Origin of the sequence: Lentzea albidocapillata subsp. violacea, from assembly GCF_900100275.1 — a bacterium.
GTDB classification, from domain to species: domain Bacteria; phylum Actinomycetota; class Actinomycetes; order Mycobacteriales; family Pseudonocardiaceae; genus Lentzea; species Lentzea violacea.
In genome coordinates, this window is sequence record NZ_FNET01000007.1 from 153,795 (window position 1) to 177,868 (window position 24,074).

A 24,074-nucleotide genomic window follows, 5' to 3' on the forward strand; every position below is an offset into this window, starting at 1 on the left:
GGAACGCGGTACAGCCGATCGGCGGTTTCGTCCCGGTTCGAAACTCGGCAGGTTCAGATCTCGGGACTATTACGCCGCCAATAGCCCAGATGAGGTTCCTGAGCATCCCTGCGACGAACAGGACTGCACAATGCGCAAGACTGCAACTCTGCTGGGCTCGGCGGTCATGATCGCCGCGTTCGCGGCACCCGCCACCGCGGCGGTGGGCGAGATCCGCGTCTCGCCCGGTGAGAACATCGCCGGCAGCTTCATCGTGAAGCTGAAGGACAACGGGGTCACCGCGAGCGCGCAGACTCTCGGTTCCCGCTTCGGCGGTCAGGTCGGCCACGTCTACGACACGGTCTTCCAGGGTTTCTCGGTCAGGATGAGCGACGCGCAGGCGCGCAGGCTGGCCGCTGACCCCTCGGTCGAGTACGTCGAACGCGACCAGGTCGTCAGCATCCAGGCCACGCAGGTCAACCCGCCGTCGTGGGGGCTCGACCGGATCGACCAGCGCAACCTGCCGCTCGACCGGCGCTACACCTACAACACCACCGGCTCCGGTGTGAACGCCTACATCATCGACACCGGTGTCCGCATCACCCACCGCGACTTCGGCGGCCGGGCGAAGAACGGCTACGACTTCGTGGACAACGACGCCGTCGCGCAGGACGGCAACGGCCACGGCACGCACGTCGCCGGCACCGTGGCGGGCACGCTGCACGGTGTCGCCAAGCGCGCGAACATCATCGGTGTCCGCGTGCTGAACAACTCCGGCTCCGGCACCATCGCCGGTGTCGTCGCCGGCGTGAACTGGGTGGCCTCGAACCACGTCAAGCCCGCTGTCGCCAACATGTCGCTCGGCGGCGGCGCCAACACCTCGCTCGACAACGCCGTGTCCGGCGCGATCACGCGCGGCGTGACGTTCGCCGTCGCGGCGGGCAACTCCAACACGAACGCGGCGAACTCCTCGCCCGCGCGCGTGGCGGCGGCGCTGACCGTGGGCTCCACCGAGCGCACCGACGCCCGCTCCTCCTTCTCCAACTACGGCCCCGTGGTGGACGTCTTCGCGCCGGGTGGCGGCATCACGTCGGCCTGGCACACCAGTGACACGGCCACGAGGACCATCTCCGGCACCTCGATGGCGGCGCCGCACGTCGCCGGCGTGGTGGCCCGCTACCTGCAGGGCAACCGGAACGTGACGCCCGCGCAGGTGGCGACCGCGATCAGGACCAACGCCACCAACGGCAAGGTGACCAACCCCGGACCGAACACGACCACGAGGCTCCTGTACTGGGCCCCGACCAGCTGAGCGCAGCCCTGAGATGTGCGGCCCCGGTTCCCTGCGAGCCGGGGCCGTTTTCCCTGCGAATGAAAGGAAGTCTGCCTGTGAGAGCCCTGCTGGCAGTCGCCGCGCTCGCGGCAACGGTCGTGGTCGCCCCGGCGTCCGCGGCCACGTCGTCGTACATCGTCGTGCTGAAGGACGGCACGGTCTCGTCGTTCAGCGGTGCCGTCGAGCACACGTATTCGAGTGTCTTGAACGGTTTCAGTGCCCGGCTGACATCGGCACAGGTCAAGGCGCTGAAGGCCGACCCGAACGTGTCCTTTGTGGAGCGTGACGGCATCGTGCACGCCAACAGCGTGCAGCTCAACCCACCGTGGGGCCTGGACCGCATCGACCAGCGCGCGTTGCCGCTCGACCAGCGTTACGCGTACACCACGGCCGGCCGTGGTGTGAACATCTACGTGATCGACACCGGTCTTCGCGTGACGCACGCGGACTTCGGCGGCCGGGCGCGCAACGGCTGGGACACCGTCGACAACGACGCGGTGGCGCAGGACGACAACGGCCACGGCACGCACGTCGCCGGCATCGCGGCGGGCAAGAAGCACGGCGTCGCCAAGCAGGCGACGGTGTGGGGCGTGCGCGTGCTGAACGGGTCGGGTTCCGGCACGATCTCCGGTGTCATCGCGGGCGTCGACTGGGTGACGCGCAACGCCGTGAAACCCGCGGTGGCGAACATGTCGCTGGGCGGCGGTGCTTCCGTTGCGCTGGACACGGCGGTGAAGAAGTCGATCGAGTCCGGTATCTCGTACACCGTCGCGGCGGGCGGCAGCAACACCGACCCGGTGAACTCGTCGCCGCAACGGGTTTCGGCCGCGATCTGCGTGGGTGCGTTGACGCAGAACGACACCAAGGCCCCGTCGTCGAACTTCGGGCCCCTGGTGGACATCTGGGCTCCGGGCGTGAGCATTCCCTCGGCCTGGAACACTTCCGACACGGCGACCGCGACGCTGAGCGGTTCGTCCATGGCCGCACCGCACGCGGCCGGCGTCGCGGCCCGGTTCCTGGAACGCAACCGCGCCGCCACGCCCGCGCAGGTCGAGCGCGCGCTGGTTACCAGGGGCACTCCGGGAACGCCACCCGTGACTCGTATCCTCTACTGGCCGCCGTACCTGTGAAAGGTCATTTTTCCGCCAATGCAAACGCGTCCTAATCCATAGGACACCCCTGGCAGGAACCGGATCTCATAACGCCGAAAGCGCTTCGTTCCCCTGCAAAGAACGGAATGCGTCAACATGACGCGGAGATCCGGTTCCTGGCCGGTGCAGGCGCGGTCGCGGCCTTTTCCTATTGTTGGGTCCATGGTGGAGGGTCTGAAGAGCATCGACTGGTACCGGTTGCGCGGTCACGACGGGTACGCCGACGACCTTCCCAGGTTGCTGAGGCAGGCCCGGACCTCCGTCGAGCCGCACGAGGAGCTGGTGCGGCACCTGTGCGCCGACGAGTCCGGCGTCAGCGAGGCGACGGCGGCGGCGTGGCCGTTCCTGCTGGACCTGGTCGCCCACGACCACACTCCCGGCCGTGAGTGGCTGCTCGAAAATCTGTGCGGCGGTATCGCGGCCGCCGCCGGCAGCCTCCCTGACGGCGCTCACCCGAGCTGGCCACCCGCGTGGGAGGCGTCGAAACCGGCTCTGCTGGCGTTGCTCGACCACGGCTCGGCGACGGTGCGGCGGGGCGTGTTGTTCGTGCTCGGGCAGGGGCGCGGGGACAGTGCGCCGGTGCTGCCCGCTCTGACGCGGCGGTGGGAACTGGAAACCGATCCGGCCACGCGGTTGTGCCTCGTGCTCGTCGCGACGGAGTTCGCCGGGCGGGGCGACGAGGCCGCGGTCTCGTGGCTGCGGGAGTTGCCGGTTGCCGGCGACGAACCGCAGGCGCGGCTCCTCGTGTCCGCGGCGACCAGGCCGGACGCCGACGTGATCCTGCGCGGGCTGACCGGGGACCTGGAGCTGTTCCTGAGTACCGGGTCGTTCGAGATGGGCTACGAAGAGGTGCTGGAGCACGTGCTCTGGCTGGTGGGGCCCAAGGACTTCGAGGGCATGGACCTCGTGCTGGCGCTGGTGGACGTGCTGCCGTGGCGGACCGAGGCGCTCGACCACCTGCGCAGGCTCTTCGAACGCGACACCACGGACGTGGGCCTGGTCGTGCCGTTCGTGCCGGTGTGGGCGGCCGACCCGGACGTCCGGCTGAGGGCCTTCGCGGTGTGGCTGGTCGGCGTCGCGCGGGCCCGGGAGTACACGGACATCGTCGCCGCGGCGGTGCACGACCACGCCGTGACCTCGTTGGGCCAGCGCGTGTCGACGCTGGCCACGTCGGTGCTGCTGGAGCTGCGAGAAAGCCCTGCCTGAAAATCTGTCGGTGGCTCCGGCTAGCCTTGACGGCAAAGCTGACTTCGTCTACAAGGAGCCACCACCGTGTTGCGCACGCACGAGGCCGGGTCACTCCGGGCCGAGCACGCCGGGCAGTCCGTCACCCTCACCGGGTGGGTCGCTCGCCGGCGGGATCACGGCGGTGTCATCTTCATCGACCTCCGCGACGCCAGTGGTGTCGCCCAGGTCGTGTTCCGCGAGGGCGAGATGGCCGAGCGCGCGCACCGGTTGCGCAGCGAGTACGTCATCAAGGTCACCGGTGAGGTGAGCAAGCGTCCCGAGGGCAGCGACAACCCCGACCTGGCCACCGGCGCCATCGAGGTCTACGTGAGCGAGCTCGAGGTCCTCAACGAGGCCGCGCCGCTGCCGTTCCAGGTCGAGAGCGACGTGGAGCCCGGCGAGGAGGCCCGCCTCAAGCACCGCTACCTCGACCTGCGCCGTTCCGGCCCGGCCGCGGCCATCCGGCTGCGCAGCGAGGTCAGCCGCATCGCCCGCGAGGTGCTGCACGGCGAGAAGTTCGTCGAGATCGAGACGCCGACGCTGACCCGCTCCACGCCCGAGGGCGCGCGTGACTTCCTGGTGCCGGCGCGGCTGCGTCCGGGCAGCTGGTACGCGCTGCCGCAGTCGCCGCAGCTGTTCAAGCAGCTGCTCATGGTCGGTGGCCTGGAGCGCTACTACCAGATCGCGCGCTGCTACCGCGACGAGGACTTCCGCGCCGACCGCCAGCCGGAGTTCACCCAGCTCGACGTCGAGATGAGCTTCGTCGAGCAGGACGACGTCATCGGCCTGACCGAGAAGCTGCTCGCCGCGATCTGGAAGGAGACCAAGGGCGTCGACCTGCAGCTGCCGTTCCGCCGGATCTCCTACGCCGACGCGATGGCCAAGTACGGCTCGGACAAGCCGGACCTGCGCTTCGAGCTCGAGCTCACCGACCTGACCGAGTACTTCAAGGACACGACGTTCCGCGTGTTCCAGGCGCCGTACGTCGGTGCCGTCGTCATGCCGGGTGGTGCCTCGCAGCCGCGCCGCACGCTCGACGCGTGGCAGGAGTTCGCCAAGCAGCGCGGCCACAAGGGTCTCGCGTACGTGCTGGTCGGTGAGGACGGCACGCTGGGCGGTCCGGTCGCGAAGAACCTCACCGACGCCGAGCGCGAGGGTCTCGCGAAGGCCGCCGGCGCCAACGCGGGCGACTGCATCTTCTTCGGCGCGGGCGACCCGCGTGACGCGCGTGCCCTGCTGGGCGCGGCCCGGGTCGAGATCGCGCACCGCGTCGGCCTGATCGACGAGAACGCCTGGGCGTTCGGCTGGGTCGTCGACTTCCCGATGTTCGAGTCGGTCGACAAGCTCGAGGCCGGCGACGTCGCCGTCGGCGGCAGCAACTGGACGGCGCTGCACCACGCGTTCACCTCGCCGACCCCGGAGTGGATCGACACCTTCGAGGAGTCCCCCGGCGAGGCCCTGGCCTACGCCTACGACGTGATCCTCAACGGCAACGAGCTCGGCGGTGGCTCGATCCGTATCCACCGCGCGGACGTGCAGCAGCGCGCGTTCAACGTCATGGGCATCGGTGCCGAGGAGGCGCAGGAGAAGTTCGGCTTCCTGCTCGACGCGTTCAAGTTCGGCGCCCCGCCCCACGGCGGCATCGCCCTGGGCTGGGACCGCCTCTGCATGCTGCTCGCGGGTGCCGACTCGATCCGCGAGGTCATCGCGTTCCCGAAGTCGGGCGGCGGCTACGACCCGCTGACGGCCGCTCCGGCGCCCATCACGGCGCTGCAGCGCAAGGAGGCCGGTGTGGACGCGAAGCCCCAGGAGAAGGCCGAGCCGAAGGCCTGATGATCGCCGGCGCGGAGGCAACCTGCCGGATGCCTCCGCGCGTCCCAGCACATGAGACCGGTTCGCCCGATCGAGCAACTACTTGATCGGTATTGAGGAGCGCGGGCCGATCGATCCGCTTGATCGGCCCGTAGCGGGCAACGGAAGGTGTTTCCACACGTCCACACCTCGGAGGGGTCTCCGGGAACAGTGCGAGCCGTTACCAACGAGTGGTGGTGGTCGAAGCCTGGCCCGGTTAGCGTCGGTCCGGCTCACGGACTTGGGGAGTAGGGTCGGAGGGGATGAGCGTGGAGATCACCGCGGGCCCTCCTGACACGACTTCGCCTGAGATCGCAGACGCTGTCGTGGCGGCTGAGCGGGTACTGACCAAGCGACTGGGCGCACAGGTGCGCCTCGCTGACCCCGAGGCTCTCGGGGGTACCGGTCGTTCCGTCGTCATTCGCGTGAGAGTCGCCTCCTCGCCGTTCTCGATGCCGCGCACGCTGGTCGTGAAGCGCTATCCCGCCGGTACCGGCGACCGCGATCCGTGGGCACACGAGGCCGTGAGCCACCAGCTGCTGACGGCGCTGCCGGCCGAAGAACGCGCCACCCCTGAACTCTTCGCCCACGACGCGGCGTCGCGTCTCGTCGTGCTGGAAGACCTGGGCCGTGCGCCGAGGCTGTCCGAGAAGCTGCACGCCAAGGACGCGCGCGCGGCCGAACGTGGCCTGCTCTCGTGGGCACACGCCATGGGCCGTCTGCACGCCACGACGGCGGGCCGTGACGCGGACTTCGACGCGTTGATGCGCCGCGCCGGTGCGCAGTGCTGCCAGGACCCGATCGCGGTCGACGTGCACGCGGCGATCGCGGGCTTACCGGCGCTGCTCGAGTCCACTGTGGGCGTCGGCACGTCCACGAAGGCCATCGAGTACGCCGCCGGCGCCGCACGGGCGTTCAGCACCTCGCGGCGGCGTGCGTTCAGCCCGTCGTCGTCGTGCCCGGACAACCACCTGGTCACCTCGCGCGGTGTCCGGTTCGTCGACTTCGAGGGCGGTTGCGTCCGCGACATCGTGTTCGACGCCGCCGCGTTGCGCGTGCCGTTCCCGTCCTGCTGGTGCGGCTGGGGTCTGCCGCCGGGGATGTCCGAGGCCATGGTCGCCGCCTGGCGCGCGGAGGTCGGGTCGGTGTGGCCCGAGATGGACGACGACGCGGTGTTCTTACCGCGGCTGCTGGAGGCCCAGCTGCTGTGGGTGTGGCTCGCGACGTGGCGGGCGCTGTCCAAGCCCATGCCGATCGTCGCCGACGCTCCGCCGCGCAGCGTCGTGCTGACGGGCCGGTGGATCCGGTTGCGGTCCGACGCGTTGCTGCTGGGCGAGAAGACCGTCGCGTCGCACGCCGACGCGGTGATCGGCGCCCTGGCCGACCGCTACGGTCCCGAGGTGCTCGAACTCCCGCTTTACCCTGCATTTCGCTGAACCGTTCCCGCACGGTCATTCGCGGATCACCGGGCCAGCTGATGCTGTTTCGCGTGCTGGTGTTACTCGGTGACTCGACAGCGGTCGGGATCGGCGACCTCGTGCCCGGCGGGTGGCGCGGCTTCGGCCCGATCCTCTCCTCCGCCTACTCGGACAGCGGCTACCGCAACCACGCCGTCTCCGGCGCGCGGCTGGCGGACGTCAGACGCATCCAGCTGCCGCGGGCGTTGCGGGACAGGCCCAGTGCCGCCGTGGTCATCGCCGGTGTCAACGACACGCTGAGGTCGGACTTCTCCGTGCGGCGTATGCACGAGGACCTCGACCACGTCTGCCGCGAGCTGACCGAGGCCGGGGTCTCCGTCGTCACCGTGCGGTTCCACGACCAGGGCCGCGTGTTCAAGCTGCCCGGCAAGCTGCGGCGGGTTCTGAAGGAGCGCATCGACGAGTACAACCGCGTGGTCGACGTGGTGGTGGCGCGGCACGGTGTGCGGTGCGTCGACCTGCACACGATGCCCGGCGCCTACGAACTGGAGACGTGGGCGGTCGATCGGCTGCACCCGTCGGAGCGCGGTCACCGGATGCTGGCGCGGGCGTTCGCCGCCGAATTTCGCGCGCTCGGGCATCAGTTCGGCGAGATCAGCCTGGAGTGCTCCGGGGGGCGCGAGCTGACGGTGTGGCACCACCTGGCGTGGTTGCTGCTCAAGGGGATTCCGTGGGTGTTCCGGCGGGGCACCGACCTGGTTCCGTTGCTGTGGAACGACGAGACGCCGGCCGAGGCATGGCCGGTGCCGGGGGAGGTGTTCCCCGCCGACACCGGCCGCCTCTGACGATCAACCCAGGTCGTAGAGCGTCTGGCCGCCGATCGTGGTGGCCTCGAAGTTCGCCGTGACCCACTCGCCGATGTCGCTGCTGCCACCGCCCCGGCCGCCCTCGACGTAGTAACGCACCTTGCCGGCCGCGACGAGCGCCTTGAACTCCTCGAGCGTGGGCGCGGGATCGCTGCCGTTCCAGCCGCCGATCGCGATCACCGGACGGCCGGACGCCAGCTGGAGCGACGCCGCGCTCTGGGCGCCGGTGGTCGCGGCCGCCCACTCGGTGCCGGTGGCCTTGAGCAGCTGGACGACCTCCGTGGACGACGTGCCCTCTGGCATGCCGCCCTGCTGGGAACGCGGGCCGGACAACGGGATCGAGCCGCTGTGCGTGACCGACGCGGTCGCCACGGCGTAGCCGGAGGTGCCGAGCAGCGCCGCCACGACCAGCACGCCTGCCAGCCGGCGCCGGTTCAGGTCGAACACCAGTGCCGCCACGGCGATCGCGGTGACGGCCAGCAGGCCCCAGCGCAGCCAGGGCGCCCAGTCCGGGGTGCGGTCGAGCAGGATGAAGCCCCACACGCCGGTCGCCGCGACCATCACCGTCAGCGCCATCCGCACCGGGAAGTGGCCGCGGCCGCGCCACAGTTCACTTCCCGCGATGCCGGCGACCGCCGCGATCGCGGGGGCGAGCGCCACCGTGTAGTAGGGATGCGTGATGCCGCTCATGAAGCTGAACACCGCGCCGCTCACGAGCACCCAGCCACCCCACACCACCAGCGCCGCACGGGTGCGGTCGGTGCGGGGCGCGCGGCGCAGGAACCACAGTCCGGCGCCGAGTCCGATCAGCGCGGCGGGCAGCAGCCAGGAGATCTCCGGGCCCATGCTGGCGCCGAACAGCCGTCCGATGCCCGTTTCACCGCCGAAGCCGATGTTCCCGTTGCCACCGCCCATTCCACCGCCGCCGGGTCCGCCGGAACTGCCGAAGATGCGGCCGAGACCGTTGTAGCCGATGGCGAGTTCCCACAGCGAGTTGTTGGTGGAGCCGCCGATGTACGGGCGGCTGTCCGCCGGCCACAGCTCGACCAGCGCGATGAACCACCCGGCCGAGACGACGACCGCGACACCGGCACCGAGCAGGTGCAGCAGCCGCCTGAGCGGCGAGGTGGGGGCCGCGATCAGGTAAGCCAGCGCGAGGGCGGGCAGCACCAGGAACGCCTGCAGCATCTTGGTGAGGAACGCGAAACCGATCGCCGAGCCCGCGAGCGCCAGCCACAGCGGGCTCGCCTTCTCCAGTGCCCGCACCGTGCAGTACGCGGCCGCGACCATCAGCAGCACCAGCAGCGCGTCCGGCAGGTTGAACCGGAACATCAGCGTGGCGACGGGGGTGAGGGCGAAGGCCGCGCCGGCGAACAACGCCGCCGCCGGGCCGGAGGTGCGTTTCACCGTCGCGTACAGCAGTCCTACCGCCGCAACGCCTTCCAGCGCCTGCGGGGCGAGCACGGTCCAGCTGGAGAAGCCGAACACCTTCGCGAACAGGCCGCTCACCCAGAGGAACGCGGGCGGCTTGTCGACCGTGATCGTGTTACCCGGATCGAGCGAACCGAACAGCAGCGCCTTCCAGCTCTGCGACGCCGCCTGCGTCGCCGCCGCGTAGAACTCGTTGCCGTAGCCGGAAGCGGTGAGGTTCCACAGGTACAGCACGGCGGCGCCGGCGAGCAGAGCGAGAAAGGCGAGGCGGTGCAACGTCTTCGTGTCCCGGGTTGCGCGCGGTGCCGGAAGTGCGAAGGGCGCAGGGGCGAGTGTGGCGGTCATGGGGACGAGAATCGCGGCCTAGCCTGGGTCGGTCGTGTGCTCGCGCTGTGAACGAGCTGTGTGCAGCGAGACCGTGAACGTCGTGTGGCCCGGCTTGCTCGTGACGGACACGTCGCCGTCGTGCGCGCCGACCACGGCCGCCACGATCGACAGCCCCAGCCCGGTGCTTCCCGCCGCACGCGAGCGCGAGGAGTCGCCACGCGCGAACCGTTCGAAGACCTCGAGACCCTGCGGAATGCCAGGACCATCATCGGTGACGGTGAGGTCTGCCTGTCCGTTGTGGACGGACAGGCCGGTCGTCACGGTGGTGCCCGGCGGGGTGTGCGCGCGGGCGTTGGACAGCAGGTTGCCGATGACCTGGTGCAACCGTTGCACGTCACCGGGAACGACCACGGGATCCTCCGGCAGCGCGAGCTTCCAGCTGTGGTCGGGGCCCGCGATCCTGGCGTCGCCGACCACGTCCAGCACCAGCCGTGACAGGTCCACGTCCTTGCTCTCCAACGGCCTGCCCGCGTCGAGGCGGGCCAGCAACAGCAGGTCCTCCACCAGCGACGTCATCCGCACCGCTTCGGACTCGACGCGGCCCATCGCGTGCGTGACCTCGGGCGGCAGGTCCGCGCCGGTCCTGCGGGTCAGTTCCGCGTAGCCGCGGATGGCGGCAAGGGGTGTTCTGAGCTCGTGCGAGGCGTCGGCGACGAACTGCCGGACCCTGGTCTCGCTGTCGTGCCTGGCTTTCAGCGCCTCGCCGACGTGGCCGAGCAGCTTGTTCAGCGCGAGGCCGACCTTGCCGACCTCCGTGGCCGGATCGGTGTCCTCCTCCGGCACGCGTTCGGCGAGCGCGACCTCGCCCTCGTGCAACGGGAGCTCGGAGACACGGGTCGCGGTGTCGGCGACCCGGTCGAGCGGCACGAGTGCGCGCCGCACGATCACCCTGCCCGCCAGCGCGACCGCCGCCGCTCCAGCGACGATGAGCCCGCCGAGGATCCAGACCATCTGCCAGACGATGTCCGTGACAGGCGCGAGCGGCAGGCCCTTGATGCCCATCCGTTCGGTGACCACACGGAACTCGCCGGCCTCACCCAGGTCGACGGTGTGCGGCGTCGACGGTGCGGCCGCCAGCACCTCGATCTCGTCGGCGGTGAGCCGGCGCGGCGCCTGCCAGCCGGGCAGCTCGACCGTGCCGCTGATGCTGCCGTCGGGGAAGATCCTCGCGTTGATGCCGGGGGGACCGTACGGCGAACCGGGCGGCGCCGGCCGCAGGGCGGACACCTCGCGGTCCAGGTTGCTCATCAGGAACGAGTGCAGCGCGAGCACCGAGATCCCGCCGATCACCAGGCACAGCGCGGTGAGCAGGACGATCTGGCCCGAGACCAGCTTCGCCCGCAGCGTCCTAGGACGCAGGCTTGAGGACATATCCGGCGCCTCGCATCGTGTGGATCATCGGGGTGCGCCCGGCGTCGATCTTCTTGCGCAGGTACGAGATGTAGAGCTCGACGATGTTCGCCTGGCCCCCGAAGTCGTAGCTCCACACGCGGTCCAGGATCTGGGCCTTGCTCAGCACGCGCTTCGGGTTGCGCATCAGATAGCGCAGCAGTTCGAACTCCGTCGCGGTCAGGTCGATCGAGGTGCCGGCGCGTTCGACCTCGCGGGTCTCCTCGTTCAGCGACAGGTCGCCGACGATCAGACGGGTGCCCGCGTCCGCGTCGGTCACGCCGGTGCGCCGCAGCAGTGCGCGCAGCCGCAGCACGACCTCCTCCAGCGAGAACGGCTTGGTGACGTAGTCGTCGCCGCCCGCGGTGAGCCCGGCGATGCGGTCCTCCACCGCGTCCTTCGCGGTCAGGAACAGCACCGGCAGGATCGGTGCCTCCGCGCGCATCCGGCGCAGCACCTCGAAGCCGTCGAAGTCGGGCAGCATCACGTCGAGCACCACGACGTCCGGGCGGAACTCACGCGCGGTCCGCACCGCCGTCGTGCCGTCGAGCGCGGTGCGCACGTCCCACTTCTCCATGCGCAGCGCCATCGACATCAGCTCGGCCAGACTGGACTCGTCGTCGACGACGAGCACCCGGACGGGCTGGCCGTCCGGCCTGCGGAGTTCGGTCTTCATCGCGCGCATGGCTCCCATCGTGAACGCGGACCCTGTGTACCAGCTGTGAACGATGCGCACAGCTCAGGCCTACGGCGCTCACAGGTTCGGCACAGCCGGCATCGACACGGTGGCTCTCATGACCGAACAACAGTCCCCGGAGTGGGGCGCGCCCCAGCCAGCCGAACCTGCCGAGCGCCCGGCGTGGACCGTGCGGAAGACGGTGGCGGCCGTGGCCATCGCCGTCGCGATCGCCGGTGCCGGTGGCGTCGCGATCTACGCCGCCAGCGGCACGAACCAGCAGACCGGCGCCGGCGGCATGCGCGGCGGCTTCGGGCTCGGAACCGGCACCACGACGCACGGCGAGTTCCAGACCGGTGAGGTCACCGCGATCAGCGACTCGTCCGTCGAGGTGAAGTCCACCGACGGCTACACGAAGACCTACGTGATCGACGCTCACACCGTGGCCGAAGGTGTCGAGAAGGGGGACACGGTGACGGTGATCGCCACCACAGCAGACGGTAGGTCCGTCGCTTCCAGCGTCGTCGAACCTGGTCAGCGCGGACAGGCCCCTCCCACGAGGTGATTTGGGGTCAAGTGTGAGCGGTTATGGTCGGGTGATCAGCCCGACCACAACCGGAGGTGAGCGGCGTGCGCACGTTCACACTGACTGTGATGGGGTCGACAGACCTGCACGGCAACCTGTTCAACTGGGACTACTACCTCAACCGCGAGTACGACGACTTCGCGCACAACGACGTCGGGCTCGCGAAGATCTCGACTCTGGTGAACGACGTTCGTGCGGCCGTGGGGCGCCATCGCACGTTGCTGCTCGACGCCGGTGACACCATCCAGGGCACGCCGCTCGCGCACTACTACGCGAAGGTCGAGCCGATCACGCGCGGCGCGCACACGCACCCGATGGCCGCCGCGATGAACGCCATCGGCTACACCGCCGCCGCGTTGGGCAACCACGAGTTCAACTACGGGCTGTCCGTGCTGCGCACTTTCGAGCGGCAGCTGGAGTTCCCGCTGCTGGCGGCCAACGCGCTGGACGTGGCGACCGGTCTGCCCGCGTTCCAGCCGTACGTGGTGAAGACGCTGTGGCGGACGGGCGGGCCGCCGTTACGGGTCGGCATCCTCGGGCTGACGAACCCCGGCATCGCCGTGTGGGACCGCGCCCACGTCGACGGGGTGCTGACGTTCCCGGGGCTGGTCGAGCAGGCGCTGCACTGGGTGCCGGAGCTCCGGCACAAGTCCGACCTGGTGGTCGTGGTGGCGCACTCCGGTGCCGACCTGTCGTCGTCGCTGGGCGACCAGGTGCCGTTCCCGGAGAACTGCTCCGAACTCCTGGCCGAGACCGTGCCGGGCATCGACGCGATCCTCGTCGGGCACGCGCACGTGGAGATCCCGTCGCGGTTCGTGACGAACAAGGTGACCGGGCGGCCGGTGCTGCTCACCGAGCCGCTGTTCTCGGGCAAGCGGTTGTCGGTGATGGAGTTCGACCTGCGCCACGACGAGCACTGGGAACTGGTGACGTCGCGGTCGTCCGTGCTGTCGTCGGCGTCGGTGCAGGAGGACCCGCGGATCGTGCGGCTGCTGCGGCACGACCACGAGCGGGTCGTGTCGTACGTCAACGCGCGGATCGGCACCTGTGCCACGGCGATGTCGGCCGCGCGGTCGCGGTTCGAGGACACGCCGGCGTTGCGGTTCATCAACCACGTGCAGGCGCTGGAGGTCGCGAAGTCCACGTCGCTGCCCGTGCTGTCGCTGTGCGCGCCCTTCAACCGGGCGGCGGCGATTCCGGCGGGGGAGGTGTCCATCCGGGACGTCGCCGGGCTCTACATCTTCGACAACACGCTGGTGGGCGTGCGGATGACCGGCGGGCAGGTGCGAGACCTGCTGGAGGAGTCGGCGCGGTACTTCCGGCAGGTGTCCTCGCCCGGACCGTTCTCCGCGGCCGAGATCTCGAACCACGTGCCCGACTACAACTTCGACATCGCCTACGGGTTGACCGAGCCGCTGACCTACGACATCGACATCTCGCGGCCGGCCGGCTCGCGGATCCTGAGGCTGTCGTACGGCGGCGTGCCGGTCGCGGACTCGTTCGAGTTCGCCGTGGCCGTCAACAACTACCGGCAGGCGGGTGGCGGCGACTTCCCGCACATCGCCTCGGCACCCGTGCTGCACAACCAGCAGCAGGAGGTCCGGGAGCTGCTGATCGACTGGGTCAAGGCGGCGGGCGTGCTGGACCCCGCCGCGTTCGCCGGTGCGGACTGGTGCCTCGTGGCCGGCGGCGAGCCGGTCGTGGTGTCCACGAACGAGTGAATTCGGGCGTGGTGTCCTGGGAGTTCCGGCCGAGGCGGTGGCACGCGATCGCCCGGATGGGATAGTCCAAGCGCGTGCAGTTGCCGCAACGCGTTGTCGTCGGCGCATTCGTCGTGCCGGCCTTGCTCGCCTCGGTGGGCGTGGCGGTGCGTCCCGCACCCGCCGTGCCGCCCGGTCGGCTGGTGTTCGCGGTACGGGCGTCGGAGGTCATGCTGGCGGGCACGGCGTTCTCCGCAGGGGAACGGCAGGAGGTCGTGGACGCCGTGCGCACGCTGACCGCCGCCCACCGCATCACCGACGCGATCACCCCCGACGCGGGCCAGCACCTGCCCGTCTCCCCGGCCGCGGCCGCGTCGCTGCTCGCGGCGGTGCTCGACCACGACGTCACCGACTTCACCGGCGTCGTCCACAAAGGACACCTGACCGCGTCGGCACGCGTCGCGGACCCGGAGCGCGCGGGCTCCCTGAGCGACGCCCTGCGCTCGGCCGCTCCAGGGCTGCGCGTCGACGAGGACTTCACGACTACGGGCTAGGAGCTGTTCGGTGTTCGGGTTCTTCTTCCAGATGTTCCTGCTGTGCGCGGGCGCCTTTCTCGCCGGCGTCCTGCTGACCTGGCTGACCATGCGCACGCGCGAGTCCACGGCCGTCGAGGTCCAGCCCCTGTCGATCATGGAGGAGCCCGCCGCCGCCGCGCCCGCGATCAAGGCGAACTCGCGCACGATGATGTTCCACACCCCCGAATCGCCTTACTACAAGCGCATGAAGGGCGACGCGTTCTTCCACTCGCCGGAGGACGCCCGCCGGGCGGGCTACACGATGTGGACGCCACGCCCGCGCGTGCCGGCCAGCGCCTAGTTCGCGCGTAGCCAGGCGTCGAGTTCGAGGTAGCCGGCGTCGGTCAGGCCGTCGCGCGGGTCCACCTTGTGCAGCAGGGCTCTGTGGTGATGGTGAGCGACCCAGGCGCGGTCCTTCTCGCTGATCTCGTCGTCCACCCAGGCGAACGGCCTGGTGCCCGCCAGCGCGACCAGGCCGCGGGTCTTCCAGTGCAGGCCCTGGCGCGCGTCGGCGTCCTCGGTGTGCGGGTCGTCCGGCCAGGTGGCGACCGGCAGCGCGGGCAGGCCGAGCAGGGGCGCGATGTGCGTGTTCGCCTCGTCCATCCAGGTCGTGGCCCAGATGAGTTCGCACGGCAGGGCGGTGAGCCATGGGCCGTGCGCGGGGTCGAGGCGGGCGAGACCCGGTGTGCCGGCGACGCCGTCGCCGAACGGGAGCAGCGGACCGTCGACGTCGAGGAAGAGGATCGGGAGCGCGGCCACGGCGGGCACCCTACGACGAACCTCGTAGGCTTGGCCACGTGATTGCGGACGTGATCAAGCCCGGCCTCGAAGTGCTCTTCTGCGGCATCAACCCGGGCCTCGTGTCGGAGGCGACGGGACACCACTTCGCGCGGCCCGGAAACCGGTTCTGGCCCGCACTTCATTTGTCCGGTTTCACTCCGTCTCAGTTCGCGCCCGCCGAGCAGGAGAAGCTGCTCGAACTGGGGCTCGGCATCACGAACGTCGTCGCGCGGCCCAGTGCCAGGGCCGACGAATTAACAATTGACGAAATGCGGCAAGGTGCGATCGAGCTCGCGGAAAAGGTCGAGCGGTATTCACCGAAGGTTCTCGCGGTGCTTGGGGTGACGGTGTACCGGGCGGCCTTCGGTCGGAAGAAGGCGCAGGTGGGGGCGCAGGTGGACACCGTGGGCGGTGCGCGGCTGTGGATCCTGCCCAATCCGAGCGGCTTGAACGCGCACTGGCAGTTGCCGGCGCTGGCCGAGGAGTTCGAGCGGCTCAAGGCTAGCGTCTAGAAAGCGCGACGAAAGTTCACATTCATGCCCACTAAAAGTGGGCTGGACGGAGTGCGGCGGGGTCTGGTTGCATCCAGATCTGCGTCCGTTCGAGTGCATTCACCCAGAAGTGGAACCCCGGAAAGCCGCGCTGCGTCAAGATTTGGCAACGCCGTGCAGAAGTCGGTGAATCTTCAACACTGGTGGGGGCACAGTGGAGATCAGGATTCTCGGGCCGGTCGAGCCTTCGGTGCCGCCGAAGCCCGCTCAGGTCCTCGCTGTCTTGGCTGTCGAATGCGGGAAGATCGTGCCCGTCGAACGGCTCATCGACCTCATCTGGGGCGAGGAGCCGCCGCCGCAGGCGCGCAAGTCGCTGCAGGTGCACATCTCCAGCCTGCGCCGGGCCGGGCTGCCGGTCGAGCACCGGGCGGCGGGGTACGTGCTCAGCGCCGAGCCCGAGAGCGTCGACCTGCACGCGTTCCGCAGGCTCGTGAGCAGAGCGGGCGACGAGGCCGACCTCAGGGTGAAGGCGGACCTCCTCGGGCAGGCCCTGCAGCTCTGGCGCGGCACGCCGGTGGTGTTCGCGCAGACGCTCGACGTGCAACGGCTCGCGGCCGCCGAGGCGTGGGTCGACGCCGAACTGGCGCTCGGCCGGCACGCCGGGCTGATCGACCGGCTCGGCACGTTCGTCACCGAGTACCCGCTGGCCGAACGGCTGCGCGGGCAGCTCATGACGGCGCTCGCCAGGACCGGGCGCCGGGCGGACGCCATGCGGGTGTTCCGCGAGACGCGCAAGGTGCTCGTCGAGGAGCTCGGGGTCGAGCCCGGCGAGCAGTTGCAGCAGCTCTACCGCGACGTCCTGGAGGGGTCGCGGGACAGCCGCCGCAACTACCTGCCGCGCGACGCGGGCGACTTCACCGGGCGCGACCGGGAGCTCGGCAGGCTGCTCGACGGCGACGGCGGCGTGTGGTGGATCGAGGGGCCGGCGGGTGTCGGCAAGTCGGCGCTCGCGGTGCACGCGGCGCACCGGCTGGCCGACCGGTATCCGGACGGGCAGCTGTTCGTGGACCTGCACTCGCCGTCCGGCGCGTTGGACGCCTTGCTGCGCGCGATGGACGTGCCGAGCGAACGGATCCCGGAGTCCGTCGAGGAACGGGCGGCGCTGTGGCGCGCGCGGGTCAGCGGGCGGCGGGTGGTGATCGTGCTGGACGGCGTCACGAGCGTCTCGCAGGTCAGGTCGCTGCTGCCGGGCAGTCCCGGCTGCCTGACGCTGATCACCAGCCGCAGCAGGCTGTGCGGGCTCGAAGGCGTGCGCCGCGTCCCGCTGGACGTGCTGAGCAGCGACGAGGCCGTCACCCTGCTCCAGCGCATCCTCGGCGACGACCGGGTCTCCGCGGAGCCCGACCAGGCCCAGGAGGTCGCGCGGCTGTGCGGGTACCTGCCGCTCGCGGTGCGGATCACCGGCGCGCGGCTGGCCGGGCGGGCGCACTGGCCGGTGTCGAAGCTGGTCAGGAGGCTGTCCGACGAACGGTCCCGGCTCGACGAGCTCGTCGCGGACGACCTCGCGGTGCGGGCCGGGCTGGAGCTGACCTACCGGGCGCTCGACGAGAACGCCCGCCGCGCGTACCGGATCTTCGGGTTCCTCGGGCTGCCCGAGGTGCCGAGCTTCCTGTGGGCGCACCTGCTGGACGAGGACGTGCTCGACCAGCTCGTCGACGCACGGCTGCTCGACGTCATCGGCAGCGCGCGGTACCGGATGCACGAGCTGGTGCGGCTGCACGCCCGCGAGCTCGCCGAGGCGGAGGACCAGGAGCAGGAACGCGAGGACGTGGTCAGGAGGGCCGTGGTCGCCGCGCTGTCCACTGTGGACGGGCTGACCGAGCAGCTCTTCCTGGCCGTGCCGCGCATGCAGGACTCGCTGGGCGTCGTCACCTCCGCGGCCCGCCCGACCGACAAGGACGCCTGGTTCGCGCGCGAGGAGTCGTTGCTGACCAAGCTCGTGGAACGGGCCGCCGAGCTGGGGCTCGCGGAGATCGCGTCCCAGCTGGCCGAGGTGCTGGTGTTCGCGTGGTTCGGGCTCAAGAACCGTTACGAGGCATGGGAACGAACACACACAGCGGCACTGGAGGCCGTGTGGAGGACCGGGGACGTGCGGCTGGAAGCGGTGCTGCGGTGCAGTCTCGGCCAGATGCACTACAAGCGCGACAATCTGGCGCAGGCGCGGTCGTGGTTCGACACCGCGCAGACGCTGTTCGTGGACCTGGGCGACAAGCGCGGCGAGGCCGTCGCGATGAACGGCATCGGCATGGTGTGCCGCGATCTGGGCGAGTACCCGTGCGCGCTGGAGGCCCTCGGCCGGGCCCGTGAACTGCTGGAGTCCCAGGACCCCGAAGGCGAAGCGCACGCGCTGTACGGAATCGGCTCCGTCAAACGGGAACTCGGCGACGACGAGGGCGCGTTCGGCACGCTGCGGCTCGCCGAGACCGTCTACCGCCGGGCGCGCAGCCGGCGGGGTGAGGCGCTGGCGGCCCGCGGGATCGGGCTGGTCCACCGCGCCCGCGGTGAGCTCGACGAAGCCGAGGACCACATCCGGCGCGCCCACGAGATGGTCGCGGGCATCGGCGACGACCTGCTCGGCTGCTACACCGCGCAGGCGTGGGCGAAGGTGCTGCTGCGCAAGGGTTCTCTCGATCCGGCCGCGGAACTGATCCAGCAGGCGCTGGACGGCTGCCGTGACGTCGGCGACCGGTTCGGCGAGGCCCTCGTGCGCCGCACGCTGGGGGAGTGGCGGCTCGCGGCGGGCGACCACGCCGGCGCGCGGGTGGTGCTGACCGACCTGCTGCCGGTGTGGGACGACCTGACCCTGCCGCTGTGGCGGGCCAGGACGCTCCGGGACCTGGGAGCGGTCCACGCCAGTCTGGGGGACGTCGAAGGCGCGGACCGCTCCTGGCGCGAGGCCGCCGGCCTGTTCACCCGACTGGGCACCAGAGAGAGGGAGGAGGTGCGCCAGTGGCCGGCTCAATGGGCCCCGCCGGCACTCAGCCGGTGATCTTCTTGTACTTCCACGGGGCGTAGCCACCGCTCTTCAGCGAGGAGATGCTGACGGTCTCGTGGTCCATGTCCGTCGCGGTGCTGCCCTGTTCGTAGATCCACGCCGAGGTCTTCGCCGAGTTGGCCCACTTCTCGAACAGCTTCACGTGGCCGTTGCGCAGGATCATGTCGCCCGGCTTGAGGTTCGCCCAGGAGATCTTGGTGGCGACCTCGTCCAAAGTGGACGTGGTGCGGCTCGTCGTGAGCTTCCACGTCATGGACACGAAGCCGGAGCAGTCCGTGCGGTACTTCTTGCCCTTGTTGATGTCCCAGGCGTAGGCGGACTGGCTGTAGGGAACCTTGCGGTCCCACCAGTTCTTGGCGCGCTTGATGACCTCGGTGCGGCTGATCGAACCGCCGTACCCGGCCGCCGCCTCGACCTGCGAGATGGCGGTCTCCTGCTGGGCAGGACCCTCCGGTGCGGCCTGGGCGATGCCACTCAGGCCACCCAGCAGGCCCAGCGAGATCGCGGTCGCCGCGACTGCGTGGCGAATGCGCATGGTGTAGCTCCGATCGACTTGCGGTTGGTGATGACCGGAACTGTCCACGGTGGCGCCAAAGATCGGCCTAAGGCTGATTTAGGCCTTCCTTTACCGCTCCTTCCGGAGGTTGTTGCTGATCTGGGGCAGGACCGGTAGTAGTGGACGGGTGATCACACTCGGCGCCGTCTACCGGCCTCAGCTCCCTCCCGAGAACCTGCGTTCCGTCGTCCTCGCGGCCGAGGAGTCCGGTGTGGACTCGCTGTGGCTGTGGGAGGACTGCTTCCTGGAGAGCGGTATCGCCTGCGCCTCGGCGGCCCTGGCCTGGACCTCGCGGCTGAAGGTCGGCGTCGGCCTGCTGCCGGTGCCGTTGCGCAACGTCGCCCTGACGGCGATGGAGGCGGCGACGCTCGACCGGATGTTCCCCGGCCGCGTCATGATCGGCGTCGGCCACGGCGTGCAGGACTGGATGGGACAGGTCGGCGCGCGGGTGTCGTCGCCGCTGAGGTTGCTGCGCGAGTACACCGACGCGCTGAAGGCGCTGCTGGCCGGTGAGCGGGTCACGGTCGAAGGCCGGTACGTGCGGCTGACCGGCGTCGCGCTGGACTGGCCGCCGTCCGCGCCGATGCCCGTCTACGTGGGCGGGCTGGGTGCCAAGACCCTGGACCTGGCGGGCGAGGTCGGCGACGGCACGATCCTCGACGCGTCGGCCGACCTCGAACGCGTCCGGGCAGTCAGCGCCACGCGTGAGCACCCCGTGATCGTCTACGTGGAGACGGACTCGCGGGACCGCGCGTTCGTCACGGACCTGGTCACCTCGGTGGCCGCGGCGGGCGCTACCAGCGTGATCCTGCAACAGTCCGCCACGAGCGAGGACCCGGAAGGGTTCGTCCGTTTCGTGGGATCACTCGATGGAGTGACTGCATAGCGTCGTAGATAACGGCGGATTCCTCCTTGCGATGGAACGGTCATGGGCCTTTCGTCGCCGATCGGGGAGGTAAGCATGCTCGGGCGCAAAGACCGCCGGATCGCTGAGCTGGAGCGGACCGTGGAAGGCCTGCAGGAACTCCTCGCCCGGATCGGTGACGCCCGATCGGCGCAGACCGAGGCGCTGGAAGAGGTCGACAGAGCCGGTGCCGAACTCGTAGCGCTGCGGCACCGGATCAACAACGCACGCGCCGAACTGCAACCGTTGAAGGAAGAACTGACCTTGCAACGTGCAGGCGTGTTCCGCACCGACGCCACCGCGGACCACCAGGTGCAGCTGGACCTCATCCACGACGAGATGAAGACCCTGATCAAGACCGGCGCGGCGATCGAGGGTGGCGGGCAGGTCACCTACAACGGATCGGACGCGACCGGTCGCAGGCTCGTCGAGGACTGGTCCGCGCTGATGCTCCGCTCGTACAACTGCGAGGCCGAGAACTGCCTGCGCATGTTGCGAGCCGGTGGCCTGGACGCGGCGAGGAGGCGGCTCGATCGCTCGGCGTCGGCGATCGACCGTCTCAGCGGGACGTTCGCGCTCCGCATCTCGCCGCGTTACCAGGCTTTGCGCGCGTACGAGCTCGAACTCACCGCCGATCATCTGCAGCGCAGGGCCGAGAGCCGCCGCACTCGCCGGATTGCTTCCTGACTCACGGGGTACCAGTCAGGTGTGGCCGAGGTTTCTCTGAACGTCGAAGCACCCCTCGAAGCCGTGTGGGCGGTACTCGCCGACGGCTGGTCGTACGCGGGCTGGGTGGTGGGCGCGTCGCACATCCGCGACGTGGACACCGGCTGGCCCGAGCCGGGCACGCGCATCCACCACAGCGTGGGGCCGTGGCCGATGGTCGTCCAGGACGTCACCGAGGTGGTCCGCTGCGAGCCGTCCCACCTGCTCGAACTCGACGCACGGCTGTGGCCGGCGGGGGCGGCGCGGATCACCTTCACGCTGCGTCCGCGTTCCGAGTCGCTCACCGAGGTGCTGATGGTCGAGCGCGTGGTGCGCGGTCCGTCGGCCGTGCTGCCGAACGTCGTGCAGGACCTCATGCTGACCCCGCGCAACAAGGAGACGCTGCAACGCCTGAACGCGCTGGCCAAAGGGCGTGCAGCACCCTTTGACTAGGTAGGTCAGATCGTCAGTAGAGGGCTTTCTGGGCTCCCTGGATCAAAGCCCGGTACAGCCCTCCCGCCACACCCCAGCGCGCCAGCGCCGCCCGTGCCGCGTTCGCACCCGCCGCACCGTGCACGCCGCCGCCCGGCCACGCCGACGAACCCGTGAGGTAGAGCCGGTCGAACGGGGTGTCCGCGCGGCCGAGACCGGGCACCGGCCGGAAGACGAGCTGCTGGTGGATCGCCGCCGTGCCGCCGTTGACCGAACCGATGTCGTCAGGGCCGAGCACCGAGCGCCCGAGGATGCGCGAGCGGAAGCCGGGCGCGCGTTCCTCGATCATCAGCTCCAGGCGGTCGGCGCGGCGCTTCAACCGGTCCGGCGTCCAGTTCCCGCCCAGCGGCACGTGGGTGTAGGCCCAGGCGGCCTCGGTGCCGGCGGGGGAACGGGTCGGGTCGGTCGTCGTCATCTGGCCCAGGATCATGAACGGGTTGCGCGGCACCTTGCCGCACGCCAGTTCGTGGGCCACGCCGGCCAGGCCGTTGACGTCGCCGCCGAGGTGGATCGTGCCCGCCTGCGAGGCTTCCGCGTTGCGCCAGGGGATCGGGCCGGACAGCGCCCAGTCGACCTTGATCGTGTCGCCGTCCCACTGGAACCTCTTCAGGTCCTCCGCGAGCTTGGCCGGCAGCGCGTCGCCGCCGATCAGGTCGAGGTAGAGGCTGGGCGCGGGTACGTCGGCCAGGACGGCGCGGCGTGCGCGCACAACGGAACCATCTGCCAGACGCACGCCAACGGCGACACCGCGCGCGTGCAGCACTTCGGTGACGCGAGCGCCGGTCTCGATACGTCCGCCGAACCTGCGGACCAGGGACGCGGTCAGCTCGCCCGCTCCGCCGCGTGGCACGGGGTTGCCGACGTCCTGGGCGAGCATCGCCAGCAGCCAGCCGAAGCCCGCGCCGCCGGCCTGGTCCGGGCCGAGGTCCGAGTGCATCGTGTTGCCCGCCAGCAACAACCGGGCGCCCTCACCGGCGAAGAGCTCCTCGCCGAGGCGGCGCACGGGCAGCGTCAGCAGTCGCGTCAGCCGCAGCGCGTCACCGGCGCCCAGCGTCCTGAGTAACGACAGACCGCCGCGCACAGGCGGGAAGGGCCGAAGCAGGCTGTCCAGTACGGCGCCGCGCACCTGCTGCCAACGGGCGTACTCGGACTGCCAGGCCTCGGCATCCGCATGAGCGAAGGAGCCGACGGACTTCGCGGTGACGTCCACGTCACGAGAGAGGAGCGCGACCCGGTCGTCCGGCAGCACATGGGCCAGCACGGCGGGTGCGTGTTGCCACTGCACGTCGAGGTTCAACGCGCCGATGACGGGCGAACCGAGACCGAGGGGGTAGAACGCGCTGTAGACGTCGTTCGTAAAGCCTGGAGCCGTGATCTCGGCCGATGTCACGGCGCCACCGGCCTTCTCGCGCTGCTCCAGCACGACCACGTCCCAGCCCGCGTCCGCCAGCAGGGTCGCGGCGACCAGCCCGTTCGGGCCGGAGCCGATGACGACCGCGTCAACCTCGTTCACGCACGCCCTCCCATTGCAGCGATGACCTCGCGCAGCACATCACGCGCGTCGTGTTCGGGCCACCATTCCAGATCTTCATGTGCTCGTGTGGTGTGCACGAGAGGTGCCTGATCGGCCACCTGGACCCACTCGGGCGTCAGGGGCTGCAGCCCGAGCCGTGCCGTGGCGCCCGCGAGCTTCTTGATCACCGGGTACGGCACCGGCAACCGGACGGCGCCGACACGGTCGGCGATCATCGGCGCGGTCAGCACCGGTTCGGCGGCGAGGTTGAAGGCGCCCAGCGCGGTGCGGCGGATGATCTCGACGATCGCGCGCGCCACGTCGTCCGCGTGCACGAGCTGCAGGCGCAGGTCGTTCCACAGCGGGATCGGCAGGTACGGCAGCAGCCCCGGCGGGAGCAACGGGCTGAGCAGCCAGCGGCGGATCTTCTCGGCGGCGGACGCCTGCCCGATGCCGCACGGCCGGATCACCGTGCACGGCAACGGATAGCGCTGGACCATCTTCTCCAGCCGCACCTTGTGCGCGCTGTACGTGCTGCCGGCGATGCCCGTCAACGCCCACGACTCGTCGACCCTCGACCAGCGTTCCGCCGGGCCGTAGGCCGCGACCGAAGAGGCGAGGACGAGGTGACCGACCGCTTCTTTGGCGCACGCGGCGAGCACGTGTTCGGTGCCGTCGACGTTCGTCTCGTAATTCGTCGGCTTGATGGCCCACGCGAGGTGCACCACGACGTCGGCACCCCGGAACGCGTCGCACAGGGACGAGAGTGCGCGCACATCGACATCGGCGTCCTCGAAGTCCAAGTGGCGGCGCAGCGCGGTGCCGACATTGCCGGACGCGCCGGTGACGACGATTTTCACCCTGACCGGATACCCGCGATGTGACCGACCACGCGTATCTCATTTCGTTCGGTACCGAAGAGCTAGCACACTCCGTAGTCGAGCGGTAGTCACATGAACCTAACGAGCCTGTGTTCCGTAGCACATAAGGGGCCATTATGTAGGCCTCC

General features: G+C 70.0%; 22 protein-coding genes. 15 read left to right on the forward strand and 7 right to left on the reverse strand.

What is annotated here, in order from left to right; translation table 11 throughout:
• Nucleotides 1-130: 130 nt before the first annotated feature.
• From BLR21_RS17945 to BLR21_RS17970, 6 genes are all read left to right on the forward strand, one after another.
• Complete coding sequence (locus BLR21_RS17945) at nt 131-1,291, forward strand: S8 family peptidase (RefSeq protein WP_090006966.1); 1,161 nt, start codon at nt 131-133, stop codon at nt 1,289-1,291.
• Nucleotides 1,292-1,368: 77 nt separating this feature from the next.
• Nucleotides 1,369-2,442 (forward strand): S8 family peptidase, encoded by a 1,074-nt coding sequence (locus tag BLR21_RS17950; protein ID WP_256334754.1) that lies wholly within the window; start codon nt 1,369-1,371, stop codon nt 2,440-2,442.
• 183 nt (nt 2,443-2,625) lie between these two features.
• Complete coding sequence (locus BLR21_RS17955; RefSeq protein ID WP_090006967.1) at nt 2,626-3,669, forward strand: hypothetical protein; 1,044 nt, start codon at nt 2,626-2,628, stop codon at nt 3,667-3,669.
• A gap of 66 nt (nt 3,670-3,735) precedes the next feature.
• Entirely contained in the window at nt 3,736-5,523 is a 1,788-nt protein-coding gene (gene aspS, locus BLR21_RS17960; RefSeq protein WP_090006968.1) for an aspartate--tRNA ligase, read from the forward strand.
• Nucleotides 5,524-5,966: 443 nt separating this feature from the next.
• The gene (locus tag BLR21_RS17965; protein WP_338061054.1) at nt 5,967-6,977 is read left to right on the forward strand and encodes a hypothetical protein; all 1,011 of its coding nucleotides are present in this window, start codon (nt 5,967-5,969) and stop codon (nt 6,975-6,977) included.
• Nucleotides 6,978-7,030: 53 nt separating this feature from the next.
• Nucleotides 7,031-7,804, forward strand: a complete 774-nt coding sequence (locus BLR21_RS17970; RefSeq protein WP_176929679.1) for an SGNH/GDSL hydrolase family protein — start codon at nt 7,031-7,033, stop codon at nt 7,802-7,804.
• Between the two features lie 3 nt (nt 7,805-7,807).
• Here the strand turns inward: BLR21_RS17970 and BLR21_RS17975 are convergent, their stop codons facing one another.
• Genes BLR21_RS17975 through BLR21_RS17985 form a run of 3 tightly spaced genes read right to left on the reverse strand, consistent with a single transcriptional unit; the run spans nt 7,808 to nt 11,717 of the window.
• Nucleotides 7,808-9,601, reverse strand: coding sequence for an ArnT family glycosyltransferase (locus tag BLR21_RS17975; protein ID WP_090006971.1), 1,794 nt, complete (start codon nt 9,599-9,601; stop codon nt 7,808-7,810).
• A gap of 18 nt (nt 9,602-9,619) precedes the next feature.
• Nucleotides 9,620-11,014, reverse strand: coding sequence for a sensor histidine kinase (locus tag BLR21_RS17980; protein WP_090006972.1), 1,395 nt, complete (start codon nt 11,012-11,014; stop codon nt 9,620-9,622).
• Nucleotides 10,992-11,717, reverse strand: coding sequence for a response regulator transcription factor (locus BLR21_RS17985; RefSeq protein WP_276526495.1), 726 nt, complete (start codon nt 11,715-11,717; stop codon nt 10,992-10,994). Before BLR21_RS17985 ends, BLR21_RS17980 begins: the two co-directional genes overlap by 23 nt.
• Before the next feature lie 109 nt (nt 11,718-11,826).
• Between BLR21_RS17985 and BLR21_RS17990 the strand changes: the two genes are divergently transcribed.
• The 4 genes from BLR21_RS17990 (at nt 11,827) to BLR21_RS18005 (ending at nt 14,870) form a co-directional block, all read left to right on the forward strand.
• Nucleotides 11,827-12,273: a hypothetical protein gene (locus BLR21_RS17990; RefSeq protein ID WP_143027753.1), complete on the forward strand. Its 447-nt coding sequence runs from the start codon at nt 11,827-11,829 to the stop codon at nt 12,271-12,273.
• Between the two features lie 89 nt (nt 12,274-12,362).
• Nucleotides 12,363-14,015, forward strand: coding sequence for a bifunctional metallophosphatase/5'-nucleotidase (locus BLR21_RS17995; protein WP_090007135.1), 1,653 nt, complete (start codon nt 12,363-12,365; stop codon nt 14,013-14,015).
• Nucleotides 14,016-14,089: 74 nt separating this feature from the next.
• Nucleotides 14,090-14,548 carry a hypothetical protein gene (locus tag BLR21_RS18000; protein ID WP_090006974.1) on the forward strand — a complete coding sequence of 153 codons (459 nt, stop codon included), beginning with the start codon at nt 14,090-14,092 and terminating at the stop codon, nt 14,546-14,548.
• Nucleotides 14,549-14,558: 10 nt separating this feature from the next.
• Nucleotides 14,559-14,870: a sunset domain-containing protein gene (locus tag BLR21_RS18005; RefSeq protein ID WP_090006975.1), complete on the forward strand. Its 312-nt coding sequence runs from the start codon at nt 14,559-14,561 to the stop codon at nt 14,868-14,870.
• Here the strand turns inward: BLR21_RS18005 and BLR21_RS18010 are convergent.
• The gene (locus BLR21_RS18010) at nt 14,867-15,328 is read right to left on the reverse strand and encodes an HAD domain-containing protein (RefSeq protein ID WP_090006976.1); all 462 of its coding nucleotides are present in this window, start codon (nt 15,326-15,328) and stop codon (nt 14,867-14,869) included. The two genes, BLR21_RS18005 and BLR21_RS18010, sit on opposite strands and share 4 nt — an antisense overlap.
• A 38-nt stretch (nt 15,329-15,366) precedes the next feature.
• On the opposite strand from BLR21_RS18010, the gene mug reads away from it, so the two are divergent.
• Together mug and BLR21_RS18020 are read left to right on the forward strand one after the other, a co-directional pair.
• Nucleotides 15,367-15,861, forward strand: a complete 495-nt coding sequence (gene mug, locus BLR21_RS18015; RefSeq protein WP_256334755.1) for a G/U mismatch-specific DNA glycosylase — start codon at nt 15,367-15,369, stop codon at nt 15,859-15,861.
• 193 nt (nt 15,862-16,054) lie between these two features.
• On the forward strand, nt 16,055-18,889 hold the full coding sequence (locus tag BLR21_RS18020; protein ID WP_090006978.1) for an AfsR/SARP family transcriptional regulator: 2,835 nt from the start codon (nt 16,055-16,057) through the stop codon (nt 18,887-18,889).
• Here BLR21_RS18020 and BLR21_RS18025 read toward each other — a convergent pair.
• Nucleotides 18,879-19,430: an NlpC/P60 family protein gene (locus tag BLR21_RS18025; RefSeq protein WP_090006979.1), complete on the reverse strand. Its 552-nt coding sequence runs from the start codon at nt 19,428-19,430 to the stop codon at nt 18,879-18,881. The genes BLR21_RS18020 and BLR21_RS18025 overlap by 11 nt on opposite strands.
• A gap of 148 nt (nt 19,431-19,578) precedes the next feature.
• Between BLR21_RS18025 and BLR21_RS18030 the strand changes: the two genes are divergently transcribed.
• The 3 genes from BLR21_RS18030 to BLR21_RS18040 all read left to right on the forward strand — a co-directional run bounded on the left by BLR21_RS18030 (nt 19,579) and on the right by BLR21_RS18040 (nt 21,513).
• Nucleotides 19,579-20,337 (forward strand): LLM class flavin-dependent oxidoreductase, encoded by a 759-nt coding sequence (locus BLR21_RS18030; RefSeq protein ID WP_090006980.1) that lies wholly within the window; start codon nt 19,579-19,581, stop codon nt 20,335-20,337.
• A 75-nt stretch (nt 20,338-20,412) separates the two neighbouring features.
• On the forward strand, nt 20,413-21,042 hold the full coding sequence (locus BLR21_RS18035; protein WP_176929680.1) for an SNIPE associated domain-containing protein: 630 nt from the start codon (nt 20,413-20,415) through the stop codon (nt 21,040-21,042).
• A 21-nt stretch (nt 21,043-21,063) separates the two neighbouring features.
• On the forward strand, nt 21,064-21,513 hold the full coding sequence (locus BLR21_RS18040; RefSeq protein WP_090006982.1) for an SRPBCC family protein: 450 nt from the start codon (nt 21,064-21,066) through the stop codon (nt 21,511-21,513).
• A gap of 13 nt (nt 21,514-21,526) precedes the next feature.
• Here the strand turns inward: BLR21_RS18040 and BLR21_RS18045 are convergent, their stop codons facing one another.
• Both BLR21_RS18045 and BLR21_RS18050 read right to left on the reverse strand, forming a co-directional pair.
• Nucleotides 21,527-23,065 (reverse strand): phytoene desaturase family protein, encoded by a 1,539-nt coding sequence (locus tag BLR21_RS18045; protein WP_090006983.1) that lies wholly within the window; start codon nt 23,063-23,065, stop codon nt 21,527-21,529.
• Nucleotides 23,062-23,925, reverse strand: coding sequence for an NAD-dependent epimerase/dehydratase family protein (locus tag BLR21_RS18050; protein WP_090006984.1), 864 nt, complete (start codon nt 23,923-23,925; stop codon nt 23,062-23,064). The genes BLR21_RS18045 and BLR21_RS18050 overlap by 4 nt, the downstream gene beginning before the upstream one ends.
• Nucleotides 23,926-24,074 lie beyond the last annotated feature (149 nt).